The organism is Curtobacterium sp. MCPF17_011 (assembly GCF_003234145.1).
GTDB lineage: Bacteria > Actinomycetota > Actinomycetes > Actinomycetales > Microbacteriaceae > Curtobacterium.
Map to the genome: position 1 here is coordinate 239,374 of NZ_QKSK01000006.1, position 21,482 is coordinate 260,855.

Annotated in this window: 17 protein-coding genes; 8 read left to right on the top strand and 9 right to left on the bottom strand. The window is 72.0% G+C overall.

Annotation, left to right across the window (positions count from 1 at the left end; genetic code table 11):
- Nucleotides 1-207: 207 nt before the first annotated feature.
- The gene (locus DEJ25_RS09985; protein ID WP_181427400.1) at nt 208-1,113 is read left to right on the top strand and encodes a phosphatase PAP2 family protein; all 906 of its coding nucleotides are present in this window, start codon (nt 208-210) and stop codon (nt 1,111-1,113) included.
- A gap of 112 nt (nt 1,114-1,225) precedes the next feature.
- Entirely contained in the window at nt 1,226-2,365 is a 1,140-nt protein-coding gene (locus tag DEJ25_RS09990) for a CE1758 family FMN-dependent luciferase-like monooxygenase (RefSeq protein WP_110905124.1), read from the top strand.
- 204 nt (nt 2,366-2,569) lie between these two features.
- Here the strand turns inward: DEJ25_RS09990 and DEJ25_RS09995 are convergent, their stop codons facing one another.
- Together DEJ25_RS09995 and DEJ25_RS10000 are read right to left on the bottom strand one after the other, a co-directional pair.
- On the bottom strand, nt 2,570-2,935 hold the full coding sequence (locus DEJ25_RS09995) for a multidrug efflux SMR transporter (RefSeq protein ID WP_111044582.1): 366 nt from the start codon (nt 2,933-2,935) through the stop codon (nt 2,570-2,572).
- Nucleotides 2,935-3,249 carry a multidrug efflux SMR transporter gene (locus tag DEJ25_RS10000; protein WP_110905126.1) on the bottom strand — a complete coding sequence of 105 codons (315 nt, stop codon included), beginning with the start codon at nt 3,247-3,249 and terminating at the stop codon, nt 2,935-2,937. Before DEJ25_RS10000 ends, DEJ25_RS09995 begins: the two co-directional genes overlap by 1 nt.
- A 90-nt stretch (nt 3,250-3,339) precedes the next feature.
- Here DEJ25_RS10000 and DEJ25_RS10005 point away from each other — a divergent pair, with 90 nt between their 5' ends.
- From DEJ25_RS10005 to DEJ25_RS10020, 4 genes are all read left to right on the top strand, one after another.
- Complete coding sequence (locus tag DEJ25_RS10005; RefSeq protein WP_111044583.1) at nt 3,340-3,918, top strand: TetR/AcrR family transcriptional regulator; 579 nt, start codon at nt 3,340-3,342, stop codon at nt 3,916-3,918.
- A gap of 178 nt (nt 3,919-4,096) precedes the next feature.
- Nucleotides 4,097-5,116 carry a permease gene (locus DEJ25_RS10010; protein ID WP_110905128.1) on the top strand — a complete coding sequence of 340 codons (1,020 nt, stop codon included), beginning with the start codon at nt 4,097-4,099 and terminating at the stop codon, nt 5,114-5,116.
- Nucleotides 5,103-5,936 carry a TIGR03943 family putative permease subunit gene (locus tag DEJ25_RS10015; RefSeq protein WP_110905129.1) on the top strand — a complete coding sequence of 278 codons (834 nt, stop codon included), beginning with the start codon at nt 5,103-5,105 and terminating at the stop codon, nt 5,934-5,936. The genes DEJ25_RS10010 and DEJ25_RS10015 overlap by 14 nt, the downstream gene beginning before the upstream one ends.
- Nucleotides 5,926-7,350 carry a hypothetical protein gene (locus DEJ25_RS10020; protein WP_111044584.1) on the top strand — a complete coding sequence of 475 codons (1,425 nt, stop codon included), beginning with the start codon at nt 5,926-5,928 and terminating at the stop codon, nt 7,348-7,350. The genes DEJ25_RS10015 and DEJ25_RS10020 overlap by 11 nt, the downstream gene beginning before the upstream one ends.
- Nucleotides 7,351-7,392: 42 nt before the next feature.
- Here DEJ25_RS10020 and DEJ25_RS10025 read toward each other — a convergent pair whose 3' ends face one another.
- The 3 genes from DEJ25_RS10025 to DEJ25_RS10035 form a co-directional block, all read right to left on the bottom strand.
- On the bottom strand, nt 7,393-8,355 hold the full coding sequence (locus DEJ25_RS10025; RefSeq protein ID WP_110905131.1) for an AraC family transcriptional regulator: 963 nt from the start codon (nt 8,353-8,355) through the stop codon (nt 7,393-7,395).
- 245 nt (nt 8,356-8,600) lie between these two features.
- Complete coding sequence (locus tag DEJ25_RS10030; protein ID WP_110905132.1) at nt 8,601-9,647, bottom strand: NAD(P)-dependent alcohol dehydrogenase; 1,047 nt, start codon at nt 9,645-9,647, stop codon at nt 8,601-8,603.
- A gap of 152 nt (nt 9,648-9,799) precedes the next feature.
- The gene (locus DEJ25_RS10035; protein WP_220033203.1) at nt 9,800-10,798 is read right to left on the bottom strand and encodes a LacI family DNA-binding transcriptional regulator; all 999 of its coding nucleotides are present in this window, start codon (nt 10,796-10,798) and stop codon (nt 9,800-9,802) included.
- 167 nt (nt 10,799-10,965) lie between these two features.
- On the opposite strand from DEJ25_RS10035, the gene DEJ25_RS10040 reads away from it, so the two are divergent.
- Complete coding sequence (locus DEJ25_RS10040) at nt 10,966-16,869, top strand: GH92 family glycosyl hydrolase (RefSeq protein WP_111044585.1); 5,904 nt, start codon at nt 10,966-10,968, stop codon at nt 16,867-16,869.
- A gap of 73 nt (nt 16,870-16,942) precedes the next feature.
- Here the strand turns inward: DEJ25_RS10040 and DEJ25_RS10045 are convergent, their stop codons facing one another.
- The 3 genes from DEJ25_RS10045 to DEJ25_RS10055 form a co-directional block, all read right to left on the bottom strand.
- A complete protein-coding gene (locus DEJ25_RS10045) occupies nt 16,943-17,617 on the bottom strand; it encodes a DUF6766 family protein (protein WP_181421572.1) in 675 nt (224 codons plus the stop codon).
- Nucleotides 17,618-17,707: 90 nt separating this feature from the next.
- The gene (locus DEJ25_RS10050; protein ID WP_111044586.1) at nt 17,708-18,139 is read right to left on the bottom strand and encodes a hypothetical protein; all 432 of its coding nucleotides are present in this window, start codon (nt 18,137-18,139) and stop codon (nt 17,708-17,710) included.
- A 78-nt stretch (nt 18,140-18,217) separates the two neighbouring features.
- Complete coding sequence (locus DEJ25_RS10055) at nt 18,218-19,303, bottom strand: glycerate kinase (protein ID WP_111044587.1); 1,086 nt, start codon at nt 19,301-19,303, stop codon at nt 18,218-18,220.
- Nucleotides 19,304-19,389: 86 nt separating this feature from the next.
- Here DEJ25_RS10055 and DEJ25_RS10060 point away from each other — a divergent pair, with 86 nt between their 5' ends.
- On the top strand, nt 19,390-20,232 hold the full coding sequence (locus DEJ25_RS10060) for a formate/nitrite transporter family protein (protein WP_111044588.1): 843 nt from the start codon (nt 19,390-19,392) through the stop codon (nt 20,230-20,232).
- Between the two features lie 22 nt (nt 20,233-20,254).
- On the opposite strand, the gene DEJ25_RS10065 is transcribed toward DEJ25_RS10060, so the two are convergent.
- The gene (locus tag DEJ25_RS10065; protein WP_181427401.1) at nt 20,255-21,379 is read right to left on the bottom strand and encodes an FAD-dependent oxidoreductase; all 1,125 of its coding nucleotides are present in this window, start codon (nt 21,377-21,379) and stop codon (nt 20,255-20,257) included.
- Nucleotides 21,380-21,482 lie beyond the last annotated feature (103 nt).

The window sequence follows — 21,482 nt, forward strand, 5'->3', positions numbered from 1 at the left end:
CGCGCTCCGGTGCCGGACCGACCTGTGTCACGCTGTCCGGAGACCTGCTGCAGGACGGCCGTGGCCTTGCTGCGAAGGCCGGCGTTCCCAGCTTCGGACGGGTGCCTCAACGGTATCGTGTCGGACCCCGAGCGACCGAATCGCTTCCCGCTCAGCAGACGGACGACGAGGCCGACCACCATGACCCCCAGGAGGACGATGCCCGTGATGCGGACGCCTGAGCGCACCGCCCCCGAGTCCGTCGACGAGGGGCGTGGACCGAGCGTCTCCCGGAGGTTCCGGTGGGCTCTGCTCGCGGCTCTGGGGTTCGTGATCGTGCCTTCCGTCTACGCGGTCGCCGTGTTGACGCCGCTGGGGCAGCGGGTGGAGGACGCCGCGCTCGGCGGTGTCCGCGAGTCCGACCTGTTCGGGTCGGACACCGCACTCAACGTCATCTCGGTGCCGGTGATCCTGCTGTTGGTCGTCGTGATCGCCGCCGTCGCGTTCGCACGCAGGCGGCTCGCCGTGGGGCTCGGAGCGGGCTTCGTGGTGCTCGCGTCCGCGGCCACCTCGACGTTGCTCAAGCGTATCGCCGAGCGCCCGGAGATCGCTCAGTCGACGACGCCGAACTCGTTCCCGTCGGGTCACGCGACGATCGCCCTCGCGGCGCTGTTCGCCGTGCTGATGGTCACGCCGCGGCGGTTCCGGCCGCTGGTGCTGCTCGTCGGCGCCGTCTACGCGGTGTTCGTCGCGAACCAGACCGTCGTCTACGGGTGGCACCGGGTGAGCGACATCATCGGCGCCTGTGCAGTCGCGCTGTTCTGGCTCGGGCTCGTCCGGGCCGTCGGGCCGCAGGTGGACCGCGGCGCGCGGGGCGACCGCGACGGACGCCGGGGACCGCGACGCGCGGTGACGGTCGTGCTGCTCGTCGCCGTGGCCGCCGCGTTGGCGGTCGGTGTCGTCGCGCTGCTGGTCGGGACCCTGGGTGACGGAGAGCACGGCGCGATGCTGCTGGCGGGTCGGCTGGCCTCGTCCGCCAGCGTCCTGGCGGTGATCACGGCGGTGTGGTTGGCCGACGGCATGCACCACGTGCCGCCGACGACCAGCGCGGACGCGCCTCCCGTCCGCATCTGACCGAGGGCGGTGGCAGTGGCGGGAATGCTCCCGCCTGCGCTACGTTGTACTCGTCAGTTCGATGCAAACGCATAGAACAGCGACGAGTCAGCGACAGACGAGGCGGCACATCATGCAGTTCGGGATCTTCACGGTCAGCGACGTCACCACCGACCCCACCACCGGGACCACGCCCGACGACACCCAGCGCGTCCGGGACATCCTGACGATCGCGCAGCACGCGGACCAGGCCGGCCTCGACGTCTTCGCGACCGGCGAGCACCACAACCCGCCGTTCGTCGCCTCGAGCCCCACGACCATGCTCGGCTACCTGGCCGGCGTCACGAAGGACATCACCCTCTCGACGTCGACGACCCTCGTCACCACGAACGACCCGGTGCGCATCGCCGAGGAGTACGCGATGCTCCAGGTCATCTCGGGCGGACGCATGGACCTGATGATGGGCCGCGGCAACACCGGCCCGGTCTACCCGTGGTTCGGCAAGGACATCCGGCAGGGCCTGAACCTGGCGGTCGAGAACTACGCACTGATCCGCCAGCTCTGGGAGAACGAGGTCGTCAACTGGCAGGGGCAGTTCCGCACGCCGCTGCAGGGCTTCACCTCGACCCCGCGCCCGCTCGACGGCGTCGCCCCCTTCGTCTGGCACGGGTCGATCCGCACGCCCGAGATCGCGGAACAGGCCGCCTACTACGGCGACGGGTTCTTCCACAACAACATCTTCTGGCCGATCCAGCACACCGAGCAGATGGTCGGGCTGTACCGACAGCGTTACGAACACCACGGACACGGGCGTGCTGACCAGGCGATCGTCGGCCTCGGTGGCCAGTTCTTCGCGCGGAAGAACTCGCAGGACGCAGTCGACGAGTTCCGTCCGTACTTCGACAACGCCCCGGTCTACGGACACGGCCCGTCGATGGAGGACTTCACCACCCAGACCCCGCTCACCGTCGGGTCGCCGCAGCAGGTCATCGACCGGTACGCCACGATGAAGGACCACGTCGGGCACTACCAGCGCCAGCTGTTCCTCATCGACCACGCCGGCCTGCCGCTCAAGACGGTGCTCGAGCAGATCGACATCCTGGCCGAGGACATCGTCCCGGAGCTCCGCCGCATCAACGAGTCCGATCGGCCCGAGCACGTGCCGTCGAACCCGCCGACGCACCTGGAGCGCGTCGCCGCCGCACGGGCGTCCGGCACGGCCGGTGCCGACCACGTGGCTGCCGTCGACGAGTGGACCGGCGCGTCCGTCTGACCGGTCCGGTGACCACCTGGCGGACGGGAGGCTCGCTACCGGTCACGACCGTCCCGGTGCCCTCGTTGCCTCCGCGAAAGCGACAGATCGCCGCGAAGCATTCGCGGCGATCTGTCGCTTTCGCGTCCCGCAGCCGTGCGGGTCAGCGCTGGACGTCCCGGAAGCCGCGCGGGTCAGCGCCGGACGTCCCGGAAGCCGCGCGGGTCAGCGCCGGACGTCCCGAGGGCCGGCGGGACGTGCGGGGCGTGCGGGGCGCGCGGGCACGAGCTTGAGGCCGACGACGCAGCCGACGATGCCGGCGATGAACAGCAGGCGGAGCAACGTGACCGGCTCCGCACCGGTCGCCATGCCCCAGAGCACCGTGAGCGCCGCTCCGGTGCCGGTCCAGACGGCGTACGCGGTGCTGATCGGGATGCGCTTGACCACGTACCCGAACGCACCCAGGCTCAGCACGATGGTGACGGCGAAGACGAGCGTCGGCCCCGGGCGGGTGAAGCCGTCGCTGGCCCCAAGTGCGGTGGCCCAGACGGTCTCGAACGCGGCGCTGACGAACAGCACGACCCAGGGCATCAGCTGACCACCTTGAGTCCGACGACGCACGCGACCAGACCGAGGACCAGGCCGATGCGGGCGAGCGACGCGGCCTCCTGCTTGCGCAGGACCGCGACGACGACCGTCAGCGAAGCGCCGATCCCCACCCACACCGCGTAGGCGGTGCCGACCGGGATCTCCTTCATGGCGAACGCGAGCCCGACCATGCTCAGGCCCATGCCGGCGACGAAGACGATCGTCGGCACCACCCGTTTGAACCCGTTCGACGCCCCGAGCGCGGTGGCCCAGACGGCCTCGAGCACGCCCGACAGCACCAGGACGACCCATGCCATGGAGTTCCTCCGATCCGAAGTCGTACGACTGTGCGACTTCCTGACGCCCAGTTCTAGCACGAAGTCGTACGAGCGTGCGAGTATGAGTGCATGTCGCGCAGCATCGACCTCGAGGAACGCCGTCGCGCCGTGTCCGCGGCCGCTTGTCGGCTCCTCGCCCGGGACGGCCTCGGCGCCCTGTCCGTCCGGAACGTCGCCGCCGAGGCCGGACTGCCCCCGAGCACCGTCCGCTACGCGTTCCCGACCCAGGCGAGCGTCCGGGAGCACGCGATCGCCTCGGTGTTCGACCGGACCAGGGAGCGCATCGAGGCGATCCCCACGGACCTGCCGCCCCGCGAGTGGGTGCGGGCCGTCCTCGTCGAGCTGTTGCCCCTCGACGTCGAGCGCGTGATCGAGCTCGACGTGTACCTGGCCCTCGGGAACGCGGCGCTGACGGACGCCGAGCTCCGGCCGACGCTCGACCGCGTCGTCGTCGAGATGCGCGAGTGGTGCGAACGCGTCCTCGGCGTACTCGGGGTGCGCGAAGCCGACCGCGAGTACGAGGCCTGCCGACTGCACGCGCTGCTCGACGGCCTCGCGATGCACGTCGCCCGGCTCGCGCCGGACGAATCCGGTGACTGGGCGATCGACGTCCTCGACCGACACGTCGACGGAGTCGCCCGGGTCTGACCGGGGGAAGCCGGACCGGGGGAGGCCTGACCGGCGGAGTCCCTGACCGGGAGGGCTGATCAGCGGAGGACCGGCCCCGGCCTGCCGGACCGGCCCCGCCCTGCCGGACCGGCGCCGACCCGCCGGGGGCAGGACGAGCCTCCAGGTCGGCGACGCCGACGCCCCGTATCCTGTCCGGGTGACGAGCACCTCCGCGCGCCCCGTCACGACGCGCCCGCGCAGCCTGACCGGCCCCGGTCTGGTCCTCGCCGCCGTCGTGGCGCTCCTCGCCGTCCGCGTGCTCTCGCCGGCCGTCGGGACGGCCGGCCTGCCCGACGTGGTGCAGGACTTCCTGACGCTCGCGATCAGCGTCGTGGTCGAGTCGCTGCCGTTCGTGGTCCTGGGCATCGTGCTGTCGATCGTCGTCGAGGTCTGGGTCCCGCACGGGGTCCTCGAACGGATCCTGCCGACGCGGCCGATGCCCCGGCGTGCGGTCATCTCGCTGATCGGCATGCTGTTCCCGGTCTGCGAGTGCGGCAACGTCCCGCTGGCCCGCGGGCTCATGCTCCGCGGGTTCACCCCGGCCGAGGCGGTCACGTTCCTCGTCGCCGCACCGATCCTCAACCCGCTCGTCATCATCAGCACCGCCCAGGCGTTCGGCTGGTCGGGGTGGATCCTGCCCGCGCGGATCGTCGGCGGGTTCGTCGTCGCGAACCTGGTCGGGTGGATCGTCGCCGCGCACCGCCGCCCGGCGGACCTGCTCCTGCCCGCCTTCGAGGCCCGCTGCCGCGCGGCCGTCGGCGCCCCGCCGGTCCGCGACCGGTGGCGTGAGAGCGCGTCGCACTTCGGGGGCGAGACCGCGACGATGATGCCGGCCCTGTTCGTCGGCGCCGGGCTGGCCGCGGCGATCCAGGTCGCGGTGCCGCGGAGCGCCCTGGTCGCGGTCGGGTCGAACCCGGTGCTGTCGGTGCTCGCGATGATGCTCCTGGCGATGACGGTGTCGCTGTGCTCGAACGTCGACGCCTTCTTCGCGCTGTCCTTCGCGTCGACGTTCCTGCCCGGGTCGATCACCGCCTTCCTGATCATCGGGCCGATCATCGACGTGAAGATGATCGCCCTGCTCCGCACGACGTTCCGCGCGCGCTTCCTGGTGCTGCTCGCCGTCGTCTGCGTCCTGTTCGCCGCGACCGTCGGGTTGGTGATGAATGTCCTCGTCTGACCGCAGCCCGGCCGGGCACGAGCACGGTGCCGCCGCCAGTCACGCGGACCGCACCGCGACGCGGCGGGCACTGCTCGGCCTCGGGTCCGTCCTGGCCGTCGCCCTCGGCACGCTCTGGCTGGGGCTCGCCGACCACCTCGACCTCTACATCAACCCCCGGTACGCCGTCTTCACGCTGGTGCTCGCGGCCGTCGCGGTGCCCGCATCGGTCGCCGGCCTCGTCGTGGTCGCCCGCCACGGCGGCCACGCCCACGACGGGGACCCGGAACCCCGGCCGGGAGGCGGTGGTCGCCTCCTGCACGTCGTCCTCGGCTCGGTCGCGGCGCTCGTCACGATCGGCACCGTCGTCGCGATGCTCGTCCTGCCTCCGACGACCCTCTCCGCGCGGACCGCGCAGCAGCGGAGCGTGGGGTCGGCCTCGCTGTCCGACGCGACGGGTGCCGGGGCGCCGGTGTCGCTCCTCGGCAGCGAGTCGGTCGACACCTCGGGCTACGGCGTGAAGGACTGGGCAGCGCTCATCCGGCAGAGCACCGACACGACGGCGCTCGTCGGCCGCGAACTCACCCTCACCGGCTTCGTCGTGCCCGGCTCGGACGGCACGTTCACGCTGACCCGGTTCGTCGTCAGCTGCTGCGCGGTCGACGCCCAGCCCGTCGGTATCGGCGTCACGACCGACGGCGCACCACCGCCGGAGAACCAGTGGGTCCGGGTCGAGGGCGCCCTCGCCGCGAACCCGGACACGTCCTCGGACGCCCGGCTCGTCATCCGCGCCGCGACGGTCACCCGTGTCGGCCAGCCCTCGGACCCGTATGAGTACTGACGCCGAGCCGCGTGCCGTCCGCCCGCGACGTCCGGTCACCCACCGCTTCCGCCGTCGGTTCCTGGCCGTGGTGGTCGTCCTGGCCGTCGTCGCCGCGCTCGCCGCCGTGGTCGGTTCGCAGCAGGGCCCCCGGCTGCGGTCGGTGTCGTACGACGCCGGCGACCTGGTCACCCGGCCCGCCCAGCGCGTGATCCTCACCGCGAACCAGGCCGTGCAGCGGGTCCCGGCGTCGGCGGTCCGCGTCAGTCCCGCGGCACCGTTCTCGGTCACCTCGAGCGGCAACACGGTCGCCGTGGAGTTCGCCGGCCCGCTCGGGTACGACCGCGACTACACGCTGACGGTCCGCGGCGTCCGCGCCCCGGGGCAGGCGGCCGCCTCGGAGCTCCGCACCACGATCCGCACCGGCAGCACCGACGTCCTCGCCGTGCTGCCCGGCGGGAACGGCGACCCGGACCGGATCATCCGCCGGGACCTCGGCGCCGCCGGCACCCGCACCGTGTACCGCGCGTCGGGGATCGCGGAGTACGCGGTCCTCGCCCGGTCCCTGGTCGTGCTCCGGAACGACACGTCGGGCCACTCGGCGATCGACATCGTGCCGCTCGCCGGTGGCGTCCAGGACCCCGCGGTCCCCGTCGAACGGCTGTCGATGCCGAGCCCGGTCGGGACGGCGAAGGCCCTGCACGCAGCCGACGACGGCGCCTCGTTCGGGTTCGTCTACGCGGACACGTCCTCCGGTCGGTCCGAGGACGTCGGCCTGTACGACGTCGACCTGACGGGCACGCACCAACCGGAGCCGGTCGGGCCGGACGGCCGACCGGCGGTCGGGGCGACACCGCTCTCGGTCGCCCAGTGGGCCTACGTGCCGCGCACCGAGAGCGCCCTCGTCCGGACGGGCGCCGACGACCTGGTGCTCGTCGACATGGGCGGCCGCAACGAAGCCGTCCGACTGGGCTCCGCGACGTACCTGCACGGCTTCGTCGGCTCCGGCACGACCGCCGTCGTCGAGACCGGCACCGGGATCGTGCAGCTCGACCTCACGGACGGCGACCGGACCCCGCTGCCCACCCCGACGGCGAGCACCGATCAGCCCTACCTCGGACGCATCGCCCCGCTCGCCGAGGGGCGGTACCTGCGGCTCGTCGGCTCGACCCGCGACGACGGCACCCTGGCGGCCCGCATCGTGCGGGTGGACGGGGCACGGGCCTCCCGGCTGGCGGTGACCATCCCCGACGACGCGAGCGTCACCGCGGTCTGTCCGTCACCGAACGGCCAGTTCGCCGCGGTGGCGACGCGTTCCGCCGACGGCGCGCTGGTCAGCGTCGTGGACACCACGTCGGGTGCACTCCAGGCTTCCCTGGCCGGCACCGCGATCGACTGGTGCACCGCGCTGCCGACGGGCGACGAGGTCGGCTGAACGCCGGACCCGGGCCGACCCGGGACCCGAACGCGTGGTCTCTCACTTCCGCAGCGTCTGCCGCGGGTACTCGCCGAATCGCCGCAGGTACTCGCCCGAGAACCGTCCCATGTGCGTGAAGCCCCAGCGTGAGGCGATGTCCGCCACCGACGCAGTTCCCGGCTCGGCGGCCACCAGGTCGTCGTGGACCTGGCGCAGCCGGACCTCGCGGAGGTAGTTCATCGGCGTGCGGTCGAGCGTCCGCTGGAACGACTCCTGCAGGGCACGGACACTGAGGTCGGCGGCACGGGCGATGTCCGACACGCTCAGCGGTTCCCCGGCGTGCTCGTGCAGGAACTCCACCGCAGCCCGGAGCCGGGCGTTGCGGCGCTCGCCGTAGCCGTCCGGTTGGGCTTCGCCGTGGAACTGGTACAGGCCGAACAGGGACCGGACGACCTCGCGCTGCGCCTCGTGCCATGCCAGCGACGAGGAGCCCTCGGTGCGGAGTGCCCGGACGGCGCCGGCGACCGAGCGGCGCCAAGCCTCGACGGCGGCACCGGTGGGTGGGGTGGAGCGGTCGAAGTCGAGCGTGCCGTCGACCAGGTACCGCTCGGCGGCCACGTCGAGCACCAGGTCGCGGTCGAGGTGGACCAGTCGCTGGTCCCAGTCCTCGTACTCCATCTCGAACCGGCGTTCGATCGGGAACAACGCGGGGACGCCGGGCTCCATCCTGACCTCGTCGCGGCCGACGTCCACGCGCGCCCGGCCGGCGTCGATCCACTGGACGACGACCTCGCCCTCGACGGCGACGTCGCCGCGCAGGTACCCGTGCATCTGGGACCGGCGGATGCTCATCCGGTCGTCACCGACGCCGACGTACTTGTACCAGTAGTCGCGGTCGACGGGAGATGAGTACCAGGACCGGCCGGCGTACATGCCGGCGAGGTCCTGGATGGCGCCACCGGTGTCGTTGCCCGACACGGCGACGATGGCACCGGTGGGCGCCGAGGTCTCCGGATTGGTCATGTCCCCACCATCCTCCGGTCGGCGGTCGGGCGCGAGCCGTCCGGCGCGGTGTGGTCGCGGGACGGCGCTCCGCGGACCATGGCACGCGGATGTCGAGGTCGCGGTCAGGTTCGCGGCCGGATCGGCGGACGGCGAGGTGGAGCCGGGTGGACGACGGAACGGGAGGCCCGTCACCAGCTGGTGACGGGCCTCCCGTTCCGGTGCGGACCGGCCGTCGACGTGCGGGACGACGACGGCGCGGGTCGTTACGCGAGCGTCGCGGCGTCGATGACGAAGCGGTAGCGGACGTCCGAGGAGAGGACGCGCTCGTAGGCCTCGTTGACCTGGTCGGCGCTGATGAGCTCGGTCTCCGGCAGGATGCCGTGCTCGGCGCAGAAGTCGAGCATCTCCTGGGTCTCGCGGATGCCACCGATGGACGAGCCCGCCCAGCTGCGGCGGCCCGGCAGGAGCGCGAATGCGGGGACCTGGAGCGGCTCGGACGGGGCGCCCACGTTCACCATCGTGCCGTCGACCTTGAGCAGGCTGAGGTGCGCGCCCATGTCGATCGTCGCCGAGACGGTGTTGATGATGAGGTCGAACGACCCCTTGAGCTTCTCGAACGTCTCCGGGTCCTTCGTCGCGTAGTGGGCCTTCGCACCGAACTTCAGCGAGTCCGCCTGCTTCGAGGTGGTCTGCGACAGGACGGTGACCTCGGCGCCGAGCGCCGCGGCGATCTTGACGCCCATGTGACCGAGGCCGCCGAGGCCGACGATCGCGACCTGCATGCCGGGGCCGGCGTTCCAGTGGTGCAGCGGCGAGTACAGCGTGATGCCGGCGCAGAGCAGCGGGGCGACCTTCTCGATGTCGAGCGACTCCGGGACGCGGAGGACGAAGTCCTGGTCGACGACGACGGCCTGGGAGTAGCCGCCCTGGGTGATCGTGCCGTCGGCGCGGTCGACGGATGCGTAGGTCCCGGTGTTGCCCTTCAAGCAGTACTGCTCCTGGCCGACGAGGCACTGCTCGCACTCGCCGCAGGAGTTGACCATGCAGCCGACGCCGACCAGGTCGCCGACGGCGTACTTCGTGACGTCCGAACCGACCTCGGTGACGTGACCGACGATCTCGTGGCCGACGACCTGCGGGTACTGGATGGGGCCCCACTCGCCGCGGACGGTGTGGATGTCGGAGTGGCAGATGCCGGCGTAGGCGATGTCGATCATGACGTCGCCGGGCAGGAGGTCGCGGCGCTCGATGGTGGTCTTGACGAGCGGTTCGGTCGCGGACGGTGCCGCGTACGCGTTGACGGTGCGCAAGGGTCTCCTCGTGGGGTGGGTTGCGGGCCGGGTGCGGCCCACCGTCGATCCTGCTCCGGTTGTGCGACAGGTGACAGGTACGGCTGGGACACCCTTCGGGTTGCCCGGGCAGGCGTGGCGTGCTGCCGCGCCGGTGCTCGCACGGGGTGCGGTCAGCGTGGCGTGCTGCTCGACGCCCGGACGACGAGCCGGACCGGGAGGACGTGGTGCCGTGGGGGACCGTCGTCCCCGGCGATGCGGGCGAGGAGCTCTCCGGCCCCGACACGACCCATCGCCTCCGGTTCGTGCGCGATGACACTGATGCCGAGCACGTCGGCGAGCTCGAAGTCGTCGAACCCGACCAGGGCCGGCCGGTCCGGGCGGTCGGCGTACGCCCGCAGGGCTCCGGTCGTGATGCGGTTGTTCGTCGTCACGACGGCGGTCGGGGGTTCAGGGCTCTCGACGAGGCTCACCGCGGACCGGGACGCCTCGTCGAGGTCGTGGGAGTCGCTGCGGACCCAGCGTTCCCAGTCGTCGACCCCGGCGTCGCGCATCGCCTCACCGAACGCCTCGACCCGCGCGCGATGGGTCGAGAGTCGGCTGAGGTCACCGATGAGACCGATCCGCCGGTGGCCGCGTTCGAGCAGGTGTTCGACGGCGGATCGCACGCCGCCGGCGTTGTCGAGGACCACCGAGTCGACGTCGACGTCCGTGGGGGACCGGTCGAGGAACACGACCGGCGTCCCGAGCGCCCGTTCGCGCGCGAGCAGGGAGTGGTCGTCGTCGGCGGAGACCACGAGCAGACCCCCGACCCGCCGTTCGACGAGTTGTGCCACCAGTGTCCGTTCCCGGTCGGCGTCCTCGTCGGTCGACGCGGACAGCAGGCTGAGTCCGGGCGCCCGGAGTGCGTGCTCGGCTCCGCGGGCGATCCTCGAGTAGAACGGGTTCGCCACGTCTCCGGTGACGAGTCCGACCGTCGCCGAGCGTCCACCCGCACGCAGCTCGCGCGCCAGGGTGTTCGGGCGGAAGCCCAGTTCGGCGGCGGCCGCGAGCACCCGCTCGGCGGTGTCCGCAGCGACGTAGCGCTCGCCGTTCACCACCCGCGAGACCGTCTTCATGCTGACGCCGGACCGCTCGGCCACGGCGCGCAGCGTCGGTCGCTCGGTGCTCACCCGGTCATCGTACGGTTGTCCGCTTTCATGAGTGGTCCTTGACACGACTCACACCGAACGGATAGAAACGCCCAGTGTGACAACGCTGTCATGGTCGACGCGGCGTCACCTCTCCCCAACCCCGAAAGGTGACGATGTCGTCATACGGTTCCCGGCGCGGCCGGACCATGCAGCAGATCCGCGGAACAATCGGCGGGCTCGGGACCCGCGTCACCGCGATCGTCCTCGGCGCGGCGATCGCCTCGACCGGCGCACTCCTCGGAGCGGTCCCGGCGCACGCGGCGTCGGGCCCCTTCACCACCTCGTTCGAGAGCGGTGAGACGCAGCCCCTCGCGAACACCCCGCTCACCCCGTCGACGACGGTCACCGGGTCGACGCTGCCCGTCGGCAGCCTCCTCGGCCACGTCACGGCGGTGACGGCCGACGCGGAGAACCCGCCGAACGAGGTCGCCGCGAGCCTGGCCGACGGGAACCCCGGGTCGAAGTGGCTCTCGTTCAAGAACACCGGCGTCATCACCTACCGGCTCGACCAGGCCGAGACGCTCCGGAAGTACTCGCTCACGAGCGCCAACGACGCACCCGGTCGCGACCCGAAGGCGTGGACCCTGGAGGGCTCGACCGACGGCAGCACGTGGACGACCGTCGACACACAGTCGGCGCAGTCCTTCAGTGGCCGCGGGAAGACGAACGACTACACCGCGGCGACGCCCGGCTCGTACGCCCAGTACCGCCTGCGCATCACCGAGAACAGCGGTGAGGGCATCACGCAGCTCGCCGACTGGAGCATCTCCGACGGGTCCACCACCCCGCCGCCGCCCAGCCCGATGGTCACGCAGGTCGGGAACGGCCCCGTATCCGGGCTCAACATCCGCTCCACCGTGGGCTTCAGCGGCACCAAGGCGCTCCGCTACTCGGGTGCCCACGTCGGTACCGGCGAGGCGAGCGCGACGAACGTCCTCTACGACGACGTCTCGTTGCCGATCACGACGGACAGCGAGCTCAGCTACAAGCTCTTCCCGGAGCTCGGCGGGGACACGACCTACCCGGCGACCTACGCCGCGGTCGACCTGCAGCTCTCCGACGGCTCGCTCGTCTCCGCTTCCCCGCAGGTCGTGGACGAGAACGGCAACCGCGTCTCGGCGAAGGCGCTCGGCCACGGCAAGGTCTTCTTCGTCGACCAGTGGAACTCGATCCGGGTCCCGCTCGGCGCCCTCGCCGGCAAGACCGTGACGAAGGTCCTCTTCACCTACGACGACGACGCCGCGGGCACCAGCGCCGCGACGAAGTTCCAGGGGTGGGTCGACGACATCCGGATCGACCCGCAGGCCGAGCGCATCGACGGTGCGAGCCTGACGAACTACGTCGACACCCGCCGCGGCACGAACTCGTCCGGCGGTTTCTCACGCGGCAACAACATCCCGGCGGCGGCCGTCCCGAACGGGTTCAACTTCTGGACCCCGATGACCGACGCGTCGAGCCAGTCGTGGGAGTACTCGTGGCAGTCCGACAACGACTCGGGCAACCTGCCGCGTCTGCAGGGCATCGGCATCTCGCACGAGCCGAGCCCGTGGATGGGTGACCGCAACCAGCTCGCGATCATGCCGTCGACCTCGGGCACGAACCCGGACGCCTCGCTCGGTGCCCGTGCGCTCGCGTTCGACCACAACGACGAGGTCGCCCGCCCGGACCTGTACTCCGTGAAGACGAAGTCCGGTGTGGTGGCCGAGGTCACGCCGTCCGACCACGGCGCCGTCCTCCGCTTCGCCTTCCCGGCGTCGAGCGGCAGCGTCGTGTTCGACAACGTCGGCTCGGACGAGCAGACCTCGATCACGATGAACCCGGACGGGACGGTCAGTGGCTGGACCCAGGGCGGCTCCGGCCTGTCCGTCGGCGCCACCCGGATGTTCTTCGCCGGCACGTTCGACCACGACCCGTCCAGCACCGGCACGGCAGCGGGCAACCGTTCGAGCGCCCGGTACGCGTCGTTCTCCGGCCTGACCGGCGACCACGTCGTCGAACTCCGGCTCACCACCTCGTTCATCTCGCTCGCCCAGGCCCGGCACAACGCCGACCTCGAGCTGACCGGCAAGTCGTTCGGCCAGGTCCAGCAGGCCGCTGCGTCTGCGTGGAACGACCGACTCGGTGTCGTCACCGTGCCGCAGTCCGCGGCGAGCGACTCGCAGCTGCAGGCGCTCTACGGCTCGCTCTACCGGATGAACCTCTACCCGAACTCGCAGCACGAGAACACCGGCACTGCCGGTGCCCCCGTCTGGGAACACGCCAGCCCGAACATCGCCCCGAAGGGCTCGGCGACCGCCACCACGACGAACGCCGTCGTGAAGGCCGGCAAGGTGTACGTCAACAACGGGTTCTGGGACACCTACCGCACGGTGTGGCCGCTGTACTCGATGCTGTACCCGCACGTCGCGCAGGAGCTCGTCGACGGGTTCGTGCAGCAGTACCGCGACGGTGGATGGACGCCGCGCTGGTCGTCGCCCGGCTACGCAGACCTCATGACGGGCACCAGCTCCGACGTGGCCTTCGCGACCGCGTACCTCGACGGTGCCGTGGACACGAAGACCGCGCTCGAGGCCTTCGACGCCGGCTTCCAGAACGCCACGACCGTCTCCACCGACGTCTCGGGCGCCGGCCGGAAGGCGCTCGACCAGTCCGCCTTCCTCGGCTACGTCCCGGACTCGCTCGGTGAGAGCGTCTCCTGGGGTCTCGAGGGCACCATCAACGACCACGGCCTGGCCGAGATGGCCGAGGCACTGGCGAAGGACCCGGCCACCCCGGCCGACCGCGTCGACGAGCTGACGACCGATGCCGCCTACCTGAACGACCGGGCGAAGGACTACGTCAACCTGTTCGACCAGGACGCCGGGTTCTTCCAGGGCCGCGACGCCGACGGTTCGTTCCAGGTCGCAGCCGACGAGTTCGACCCCGCCGAGTGGGGCGGTGCCTTCACCGAGACCGACGGCTGGAACTTCGCGTTCCACGCCCCGTTCGACGTGCAGGGCCTCGCCGGGCTCTACGGCGGCGACGACCAGCTCATCGCGAAGCTCAAGGAGTTCTACGCCACCCCGGAGACCGCCGAGAACGTGGGCTCCTACGGCGGCCAGATCCACGAGATGCTCGAGGCACGCTCGGTCCGCATGGGCCAGCTCGGCATGAGCAACCAGGTCTCGCACCACATCCCGTACATCGCCGCCGCCGCCGGCGACCCGTCGCTCACGCAGCAGGTCGTCCGGGAGAGCATGCGACGCCTGTTCGTCGGCAGCGACATCGGGCAGGGCTACACCGGTGACGAGGACAACGGCGAGATGTCGTCGTGGTTCGTGTTCTCCGCCCTCGGCCTCTACCCGTTGGCACAGGGCTCCGGGCAGTACACGATCGGCTCCCCGCTCTTCTCGAAGGCCACCGTGCACCTGGACGGCGGCGACCTGCACGTGAACGCGACGGGCAACAGCGCGCAGAACGTGTACGTGCAGTCGGCCTCGTTCAACGGGAAGGCCCTCGACCGAGCGGTCATCTCGCAGGCCGACGTCGCGAAGGGCGGCACGCTCGACTTCACCATGGGGTCGACCGCGTCGAACTGGGGCGCCGGCAAGACGCAGGGCGCCGAGGGCCTGGACACCCCGGCCGTGGCACCGAAGCCGCTCGTCGACGCCACGACCCCCGGGTTCGGCGCCACGACGAGTGACGACGACACCGCACTCGGCGCACTGACCGACGACGAGTCCATGACCGCGACGACCTTCCAGACCGCCACTCCGGCGATCACCTGGAAGTCGGCGCAGGGCCCCGTCACCGTCGACCAGTACACGCTGACCACCGCGGCGAAGGGCACCCAGCCCACGTCGTGGAAGCTCGAGGGCTCCAGCGACGGCACCACGTGGGTGCCGCTGTCGACGGTCGCGAAGGCGGGCTTCTCGGCACCGCTGCAGACCCGGCCGTTCACGGTCGCCCACCCCGCAGCCCTCAGCTGGTACCGCCTGTCGGTCACCGGCACGGACACCGGCAAGGCCCCGAGCATCGGCGAGTTCGAACTGCTCGCGGACAGCTCGGCGACCACCGGTGCCTTCGCGGTCAACCCCACCCCGGGGCTCACGGCGGAGGTCGGTCAGACCTTCTCCGCGGACCTCGCCGCGATCACCGGTCCGGGCACGAAGGCGTCCGACTACACGGTGACCGTCGACTGGCAGGACGGCAAGGGCCCGCAGACGGTGACGCCGACGAAGTCGGCGCTCGGCGCCTGGGAGGTCCCGGGTGAGCACGTGTTCGACACGGTCGGCGCGCACACGGTGCACGTCGTCGTGCAGTCCGGCACGGAGCAGGCGAGCACCGACGTCCCGGTGACGGTCGCGCGGACCGCACCGAGCCTCCAGGGCGCATTCGACAACGTCTGCCTCGGTGACCCGGGCCAGGCCGCGAACTGCGACTTCGGGGGCCGCGGGTTCTCGCGGTCGTCGCTCGCCGCGGACGGGTTCGTGCAGGGCCAGGCCAACGCCGTGACGGGCACCGACCTGACGTTCGACCTGCCGGCCGTCGCACCCGGTGAGCCGGACAACGCGACCGGCGATGGGCAGACCATCCCGGTCCCGACCGGGAACGGCATCACGGAGCTCTCCGTGATCGGCACCGCCAACGAGCACGATCAGCAGACCGTCGGCACGATCACCTACGCCGACGGGTCCACCGACGCCTTCCCGATCGTCTTCGGCGACTGGGCAGGTTCGGTCGGCGCACCGAAGTTCGGGAACACGCTCGTCGCGACGAGCGACCACCGCACGATCGGCGTCAACGGCAGGGACACCCTGAAGGCGGGCGTCTTCGCGACGGCGGTCTTCGCGGTCCCGGCCGGCAAGCAGGCGGTGTCGCTCACCCTCCCGAAGCAAGAGGGGACGCCGTCCGGCGCCGGACGCATCCACGTGTTCGCGATCGCGACGAACGGCACCCGTGTCGCCACGACGCCGCTCGCGGCGACCGCCGGTGCGACCCTGACCGGCACCGCCGGGAAGGAGGTCGCGGGCACCCTCGCGACCGCCACCGGTGGCCACGTCGGCACCGGGACCACCGCGACCGTGAACTGGGGCGACGGCACGCCGCTCGAGGACGCGACGGTGACGGTGACCGACGGCACCGCGACCGTCACCGGGAAGCACACCTACGTCGACGCCGGTGCCCGTACCGCGGTGGTCACCGTGGATGACGGGACCGGCAGCGCGGCTGTGCGGACGCCGGTCACGATCGCCGCGGCACCGGTCTGGCACACGGCGCTCAGCACCTCAGCGGGTGCGGGCTTCCGGCCGGGAGGCTCGGTGCACGTCTCCGGGACCGGGTTCGAGCCCGGCGAGCAGGTCGCGGTCAGCGTGGACGGCACTGCCGTGCCGTTGACGGTGACGGCGGACGCGGCGGGGGCCCTCGCCTTCGACGTGACCGCGCCGACGACGACGGGCACCCACACGGTGTCGGCCCTCGGTGACCGGTCGGAGACCCCGGCCAGTGCGACGTTCCAGGTGGTCGTCCCCGGCAACGGCAACGGCAACGGCAACGGTGGCGGGAACGGTGGCGGAAACGGCGGCGGGAACGGCGGCGGGAACGGCGGCGGCCACGGGTCGTGGGCACCGGCGTTCCGGCTCCTCGCCGACGCCGGCACCGAGGGCACCGTGGTCGGCTACTCGGGCAGCGGGTTCGCGCCGAACGAGCGGGTCGCCCTGACCCTGCACAGCGCCCCGATCGGCCTGGGGACCGCGACCGCGAACGCCGACGGTGTGCTCAGCGGGACCTTCACGGTGCCGTCCGCAGCGCGACCGGGCACCCACCGGGTGGAGGCCATCGGCGCGACGTCCGACGTCACGGTGAGCGCCCCCTTCCGCGTCCTCGCCCGACCGGCTGCCGACGCCGGACGCGCGCCGGCGGAGCCCGGCAACTGGGACGGTCTGGCCTGGACGGGTTCCGACGTGGACCCGGTGCGCTGGGGCCTCGTCGCCGGTGCGCTGATCGCCCTCGGTGCAGCGATCACCGCGGCCGTGGCGGTGGTGCGCCGCCGTCGGAGCAGCCTCGGCTAGCGGTCCACCGGACCGACGGGAGGCCCGGTGCCAACTGGCACCGGGCCTCCCGTCCGTCCGTCCGGACGTCGCGTCAGCCCTCGGCCCCCGTGTCGTCGTCCGCGGCACCGACCGGCTTCGACTCCGGAGACCCGCGCTGGCGGAGGTACACCCCCAGGACGGCCATGCTGCCGACCGCCAGGAACTCGGACTGCCAGTTCTGCAACGTCCGGTTCCAGAAGTCCGAGCTGAGGACGTACCGGGCCCAGGTGACCGGCGCCTCCAGGTCGAGCAGGCGTTGCTCGTCGAACGCCACGACGCCAGCCGCGGACTGCGCTGCCCAGGACAGCAGGAAGATGCCGCCCATCACCACCAGCAGGGAGTGCGAGAACACCACCTGCCGGAACCCTCCAGCACCGGCCCACCGCGGCGACCAGGGACCGGCGGACCGGCCGACCTCCTGGTCCTCGTCGGACTCCGGACCGACCTGCTGCAGCTCCTTCGACTCGGGGGAACCGCGCTGGACGAACCAGACCGTCGCCCAGATGTAGAGCACGAACTGCAGGTACTCCGACTGCCAGTTCTCGGCGACGTCAGCGGCGAAGCTCGACGAGGTCACGTACTCGAGGTACCCGATCGGGACGAGCCCGTCCGCGGTCTGCGTGTCGTTGAACACCGCCCACCCCGCGAACGACTGCCCGACCAACGCCGCGAGGAAGATCCCCCCGAAGAACAGGCCCAGGGAGTTCTCCCGGAGGAACCGTCGCACGCCGGTCACCGTCCGAGCGCCGCGATGACGAAGAAGTACGCGAGCCCGGCGACGATGAGCACCAGGTACCCGATGAAGACCCCGCGCACGTCAGCTCCCGTCCAGGACGCAGTCGAAGGGCGCGTCGGCGACCGCCGTGCACCCGGCGGCGCGGACGAGCCAGGAGGACCCGGAGCGTGCCAGGAACAGCGCGGAGCCGTCCCCGTCGCCACGGACGATCGCCGCGCGTCCGGAGACCTCGGTCTGCGTGACCACCTCGGTGTGCGCCGCGCCCCGGGTCGGCAGGTCGAGTTCCAGCACCCCGCCCGCGCAGTCCCGGTGCGTCTCGCTCTCGACCGCGTCCCGTGCGTCGGGGACGAGGAGTCGGCACGCCCGGTCACCCCGGTGGTCCGCGAGCGCGGACGTGAAGTCCGCTGCGGCGTCCGCCGCCGACACGCGCGTGCTCCCACCCGCACTGCACGCCGACAGGGTGAGCAACCCGGCGGTCACGACGGCGACGGCTGCGGGGACGCGTCGTTTCATGGTGCCTTGGCTACCGTGGTTGCCCTGAACCGCTCCCCAGCGTCCGACAGGTGCGACCACAGCGCGTCCAGCCGCACGTCAGGAGCGGGACGCCAACCGGGCTCCCGCGACGGCGGCGAACCGGAGCGGGTCCCGTCGGGCGTCGCCCGGTTCGCCGGTCGTCTGCGTCGCGATGACCGTGAGCGAGGCCGCACCCGCGAAGGCGTCGACGGGTGCCGCGACCTCGCCGGCGACGAGCATCACCGGCTTCCCGAGTCCTGCGGCGAGGGCCAGGACGACCCCGGGCGCCTTGCCGACACCGCTCTGCCCGTCGAAGCGCCCCTCACCCGTCACGACCAGGTCCGCCCCGGCCACGGCTCCGGCGAGACCGACGACCTCTGCCACCGTCGCCGCCCCGCTGCCGATCGTCGCGCCCCAGGTGAGCAGCCCGAACCCCGCGCCGCCGGCCGCCCCGGCTCCGGGCGTCATCGGGTCGATGTCCGGGAAGCAGCCCGCCCAACGCTCGAGCCGCGCCTCGTGCACGGCGATCCGCTCCGGCGTCACGCCCTTCTGCGGTCCGAACACCGCCGCGGCGCCGTCCTCACCGAGCAGCGGTGACGTCACGTCGCTCAGCACGACCACCCCGAGCGGCGGGAGCGGTCGCAGCCCGGTCACGTCGACGGGAGGCACGTGGTCGAGCAGCGCCCCGCCGGTCACGCCCATCGGCGCCGTGACCCCGAGTCCCAGGGCCTGGAGCGCACCGACGCCGCCGTCCGTGGACCCGCTGCCGCCGATGCCGAGCAGGAGTCCGGTCACCCCGGCGTCGAGGGCCGCGGCGACCGCCTGCCCGAACCCCGTCGTGTGTGCGCTGTCCGGTCGTGGCTCGGACAGGAGCGGGAGTCCACTCGTTCCGGCGAGTTCGACCACCGCGCGACCGTCAGGCAGGCGCAGCCACGCCGTGCGTACCGGTCGGTCGTCCGGACCGGTGACGGTCACCGGGACGCGGACGCTGCCGGGGACCGCGGCGGCGAAGGCGTCGAGTGTGCCCTCGCCACCGTCGGCCATCGGGACGAGGACGAGTTCGTCGTCCGGACGTCCACGGTGCCAACCGTCCGCGATGGCCGCGCTGATCCCGGACGCGGTGGCCGTGCCCTTGAACGAGTCCGGTGCGATGACGACGCGCATCCCATCACGCTACCGGCGGCGCGTGACCGGGACAGTGCTCCGACAGTCCGGCACCGAGGTGACCCCGGCTGTGTAGCGTCCCCGCCATGACCGACGACCGCCGACGCGAGATCGGCTCCACCGACGCCCCTGCCGAGGACGAACTGGTGGAGTCCTTCGACGCCACCGTCGAGGAGGGCGCGGAACGGCTCCACCGCACCACCCGGGTCGTGCTGGTGACCGGGTTCTTCGGCGGACTGGAGGTGGGGCTCGGCGTGATGGCGTTCCTCGCGGTCCTCACCGAGACGGACAGTCACCTGCTGGCGGGACTGGCTTTCGGCATCGGCTTCATCGCACTGCACCTGGCGCACAGCGAGCTCTTCACCGAGAACTTCCTCATGCCGGTGGCGGCGGTGGTGGCCAAGGAAGGCACACCCCTGCAGCTGCTGAAGCTCTGGGGCGGGACACTCGTCGCCAACCTCGTCGGCGGGTGGGTGTTCATGTGGCTCCTCGTGCAGGCCTTCCCGGAGTGGCACGCGACCCTCGCCGAGTCCGCACACCACTTCATCGACGCACCGTTCGGCCTGCAGAGCATCGTGCTCGCCGTGCTCGGTGGCAGCACGATCACGCTGATGGGCCGGATGCAGCAGGGCACCGACTCTGATCCGGCGAAGCTCGTCGCCGCGGTCGCGGGTGGGTTCCTGCTGGCCGGTCTGCAGCTCTTCCACTCGATCCTCGACTCGCTGCTCGTCTTCGGCGCGATCCAGTCCGGCGAGCAGATCACGTACGGGCAGTGGTTGGGCTGGTTCGGCTACACGCTGCTGTTCAACGTCCTCGGCGGCCTGGTCCTGGTGACGGCGCTGCGGCTCTTCCGCACGAAGGAGCTCGTGCAGGACCGACGACAGGACGCGGCGCCGGACCCCGAGCGTGCCGGCTCCGAGCAGGTCTGACCCCGAGCGGACCCGCACCGGGTCAGAGTGCGAAGCGGGGGTACGGTTCCCCGCCCGTCGCCAGGTCCGCGAGCATCTCGCCGACCAGCGGGGCGAACTTGAACCCGTGCCCGGACGAGCCGGTCGCGACGGTGACGGGCCCGCGCCGGTCGAGCACGAAGTCCTCGGTGGGGGAGTTGTCGTACAGGCAGCTGATGAGGCTCGGCCGTGACGCGTCCACCCCCGGCACGAACCGTGCGACGTACGCCTGCAGCCGTTCCACTTCGGCCGCCACCGGGCTCCGGTCGCGGTGATCCGGGTCGACGACGGGCCCGGTGCCGTGGAAGCCGACCTTGACGCCCTCGCCCGGGGTCAGCAGCCCGTAGACGCCGCCGCCGTCGGCCGGGTGGTGGACGAACGACGGCCACGCCTCGTCCGGCAGGTGGCTGGGGAAGTGCGCGGGCTGCTCCTGGGTGACGCGGATGGCCGGGAGGCTCGCCCCACGCCCGGCGAGCAACGCACCCACCAGGGTGGGCGCCCAGGCGCCGACGGCCGCGACGACGCTTCGGGTGCGGACCGTGCTGCCGTCCGCGAGGGTCAGGGTCACCGTGTCTCCGGCGTCCTGCACGTCGGTGACACGGACACCGAAGCGGAGGTCGGCGCCGTCCGCCGCTGCCAGGTCGAGCAGCGCCTCGAGGGCGTCGGCGGCGCGGATCCGGCCGGCGGTGGCGTGCGCCAGGACGTGCCCCTCGAACGCGATCCCGGGCCACCGTGCCGCAGCCTCGTCGGGGGTCAGGCGTTCGACTGCGATGCCCGCGATGTCGAGCGCGGCGGCGATGGCGTCGACGACCTCGGGACGACCGTGGTCCACGGCGCCCGTGTGGTCGAGCAGGGTCCGACCGGACGCGGACTCGAGCGCGGCCCAGGCGTCCCAGGCCCGCAGCGTCAGGTCGACGTAGTCCGCGTCGGGGTACCCCATACGGAAGATCCGGCTGCCCCCGTGCGAGGACCCGTGCACGTGTCCCCGGTCGTGCTGCTCGAGCAGCAGGACGCGCTCGCCGCGGGCGGCCAGGGCCCGGGCGGTGGCGGCGCCCAGGACGCCACCGCCGATGACGACGTGGTCGGAGGCGTGCGTGGTCAGTCCGTCCGTCGACGTCGCAGGGGGCATGACGACACCGTAGTGAACGCGGCGTCCCGCCCGCCCTGCCGCGAGGCGTCCGGATGCGTTACAGTTCGACGCAGAGGGAAAGAACCCGTTCTGCTCCGGCAGA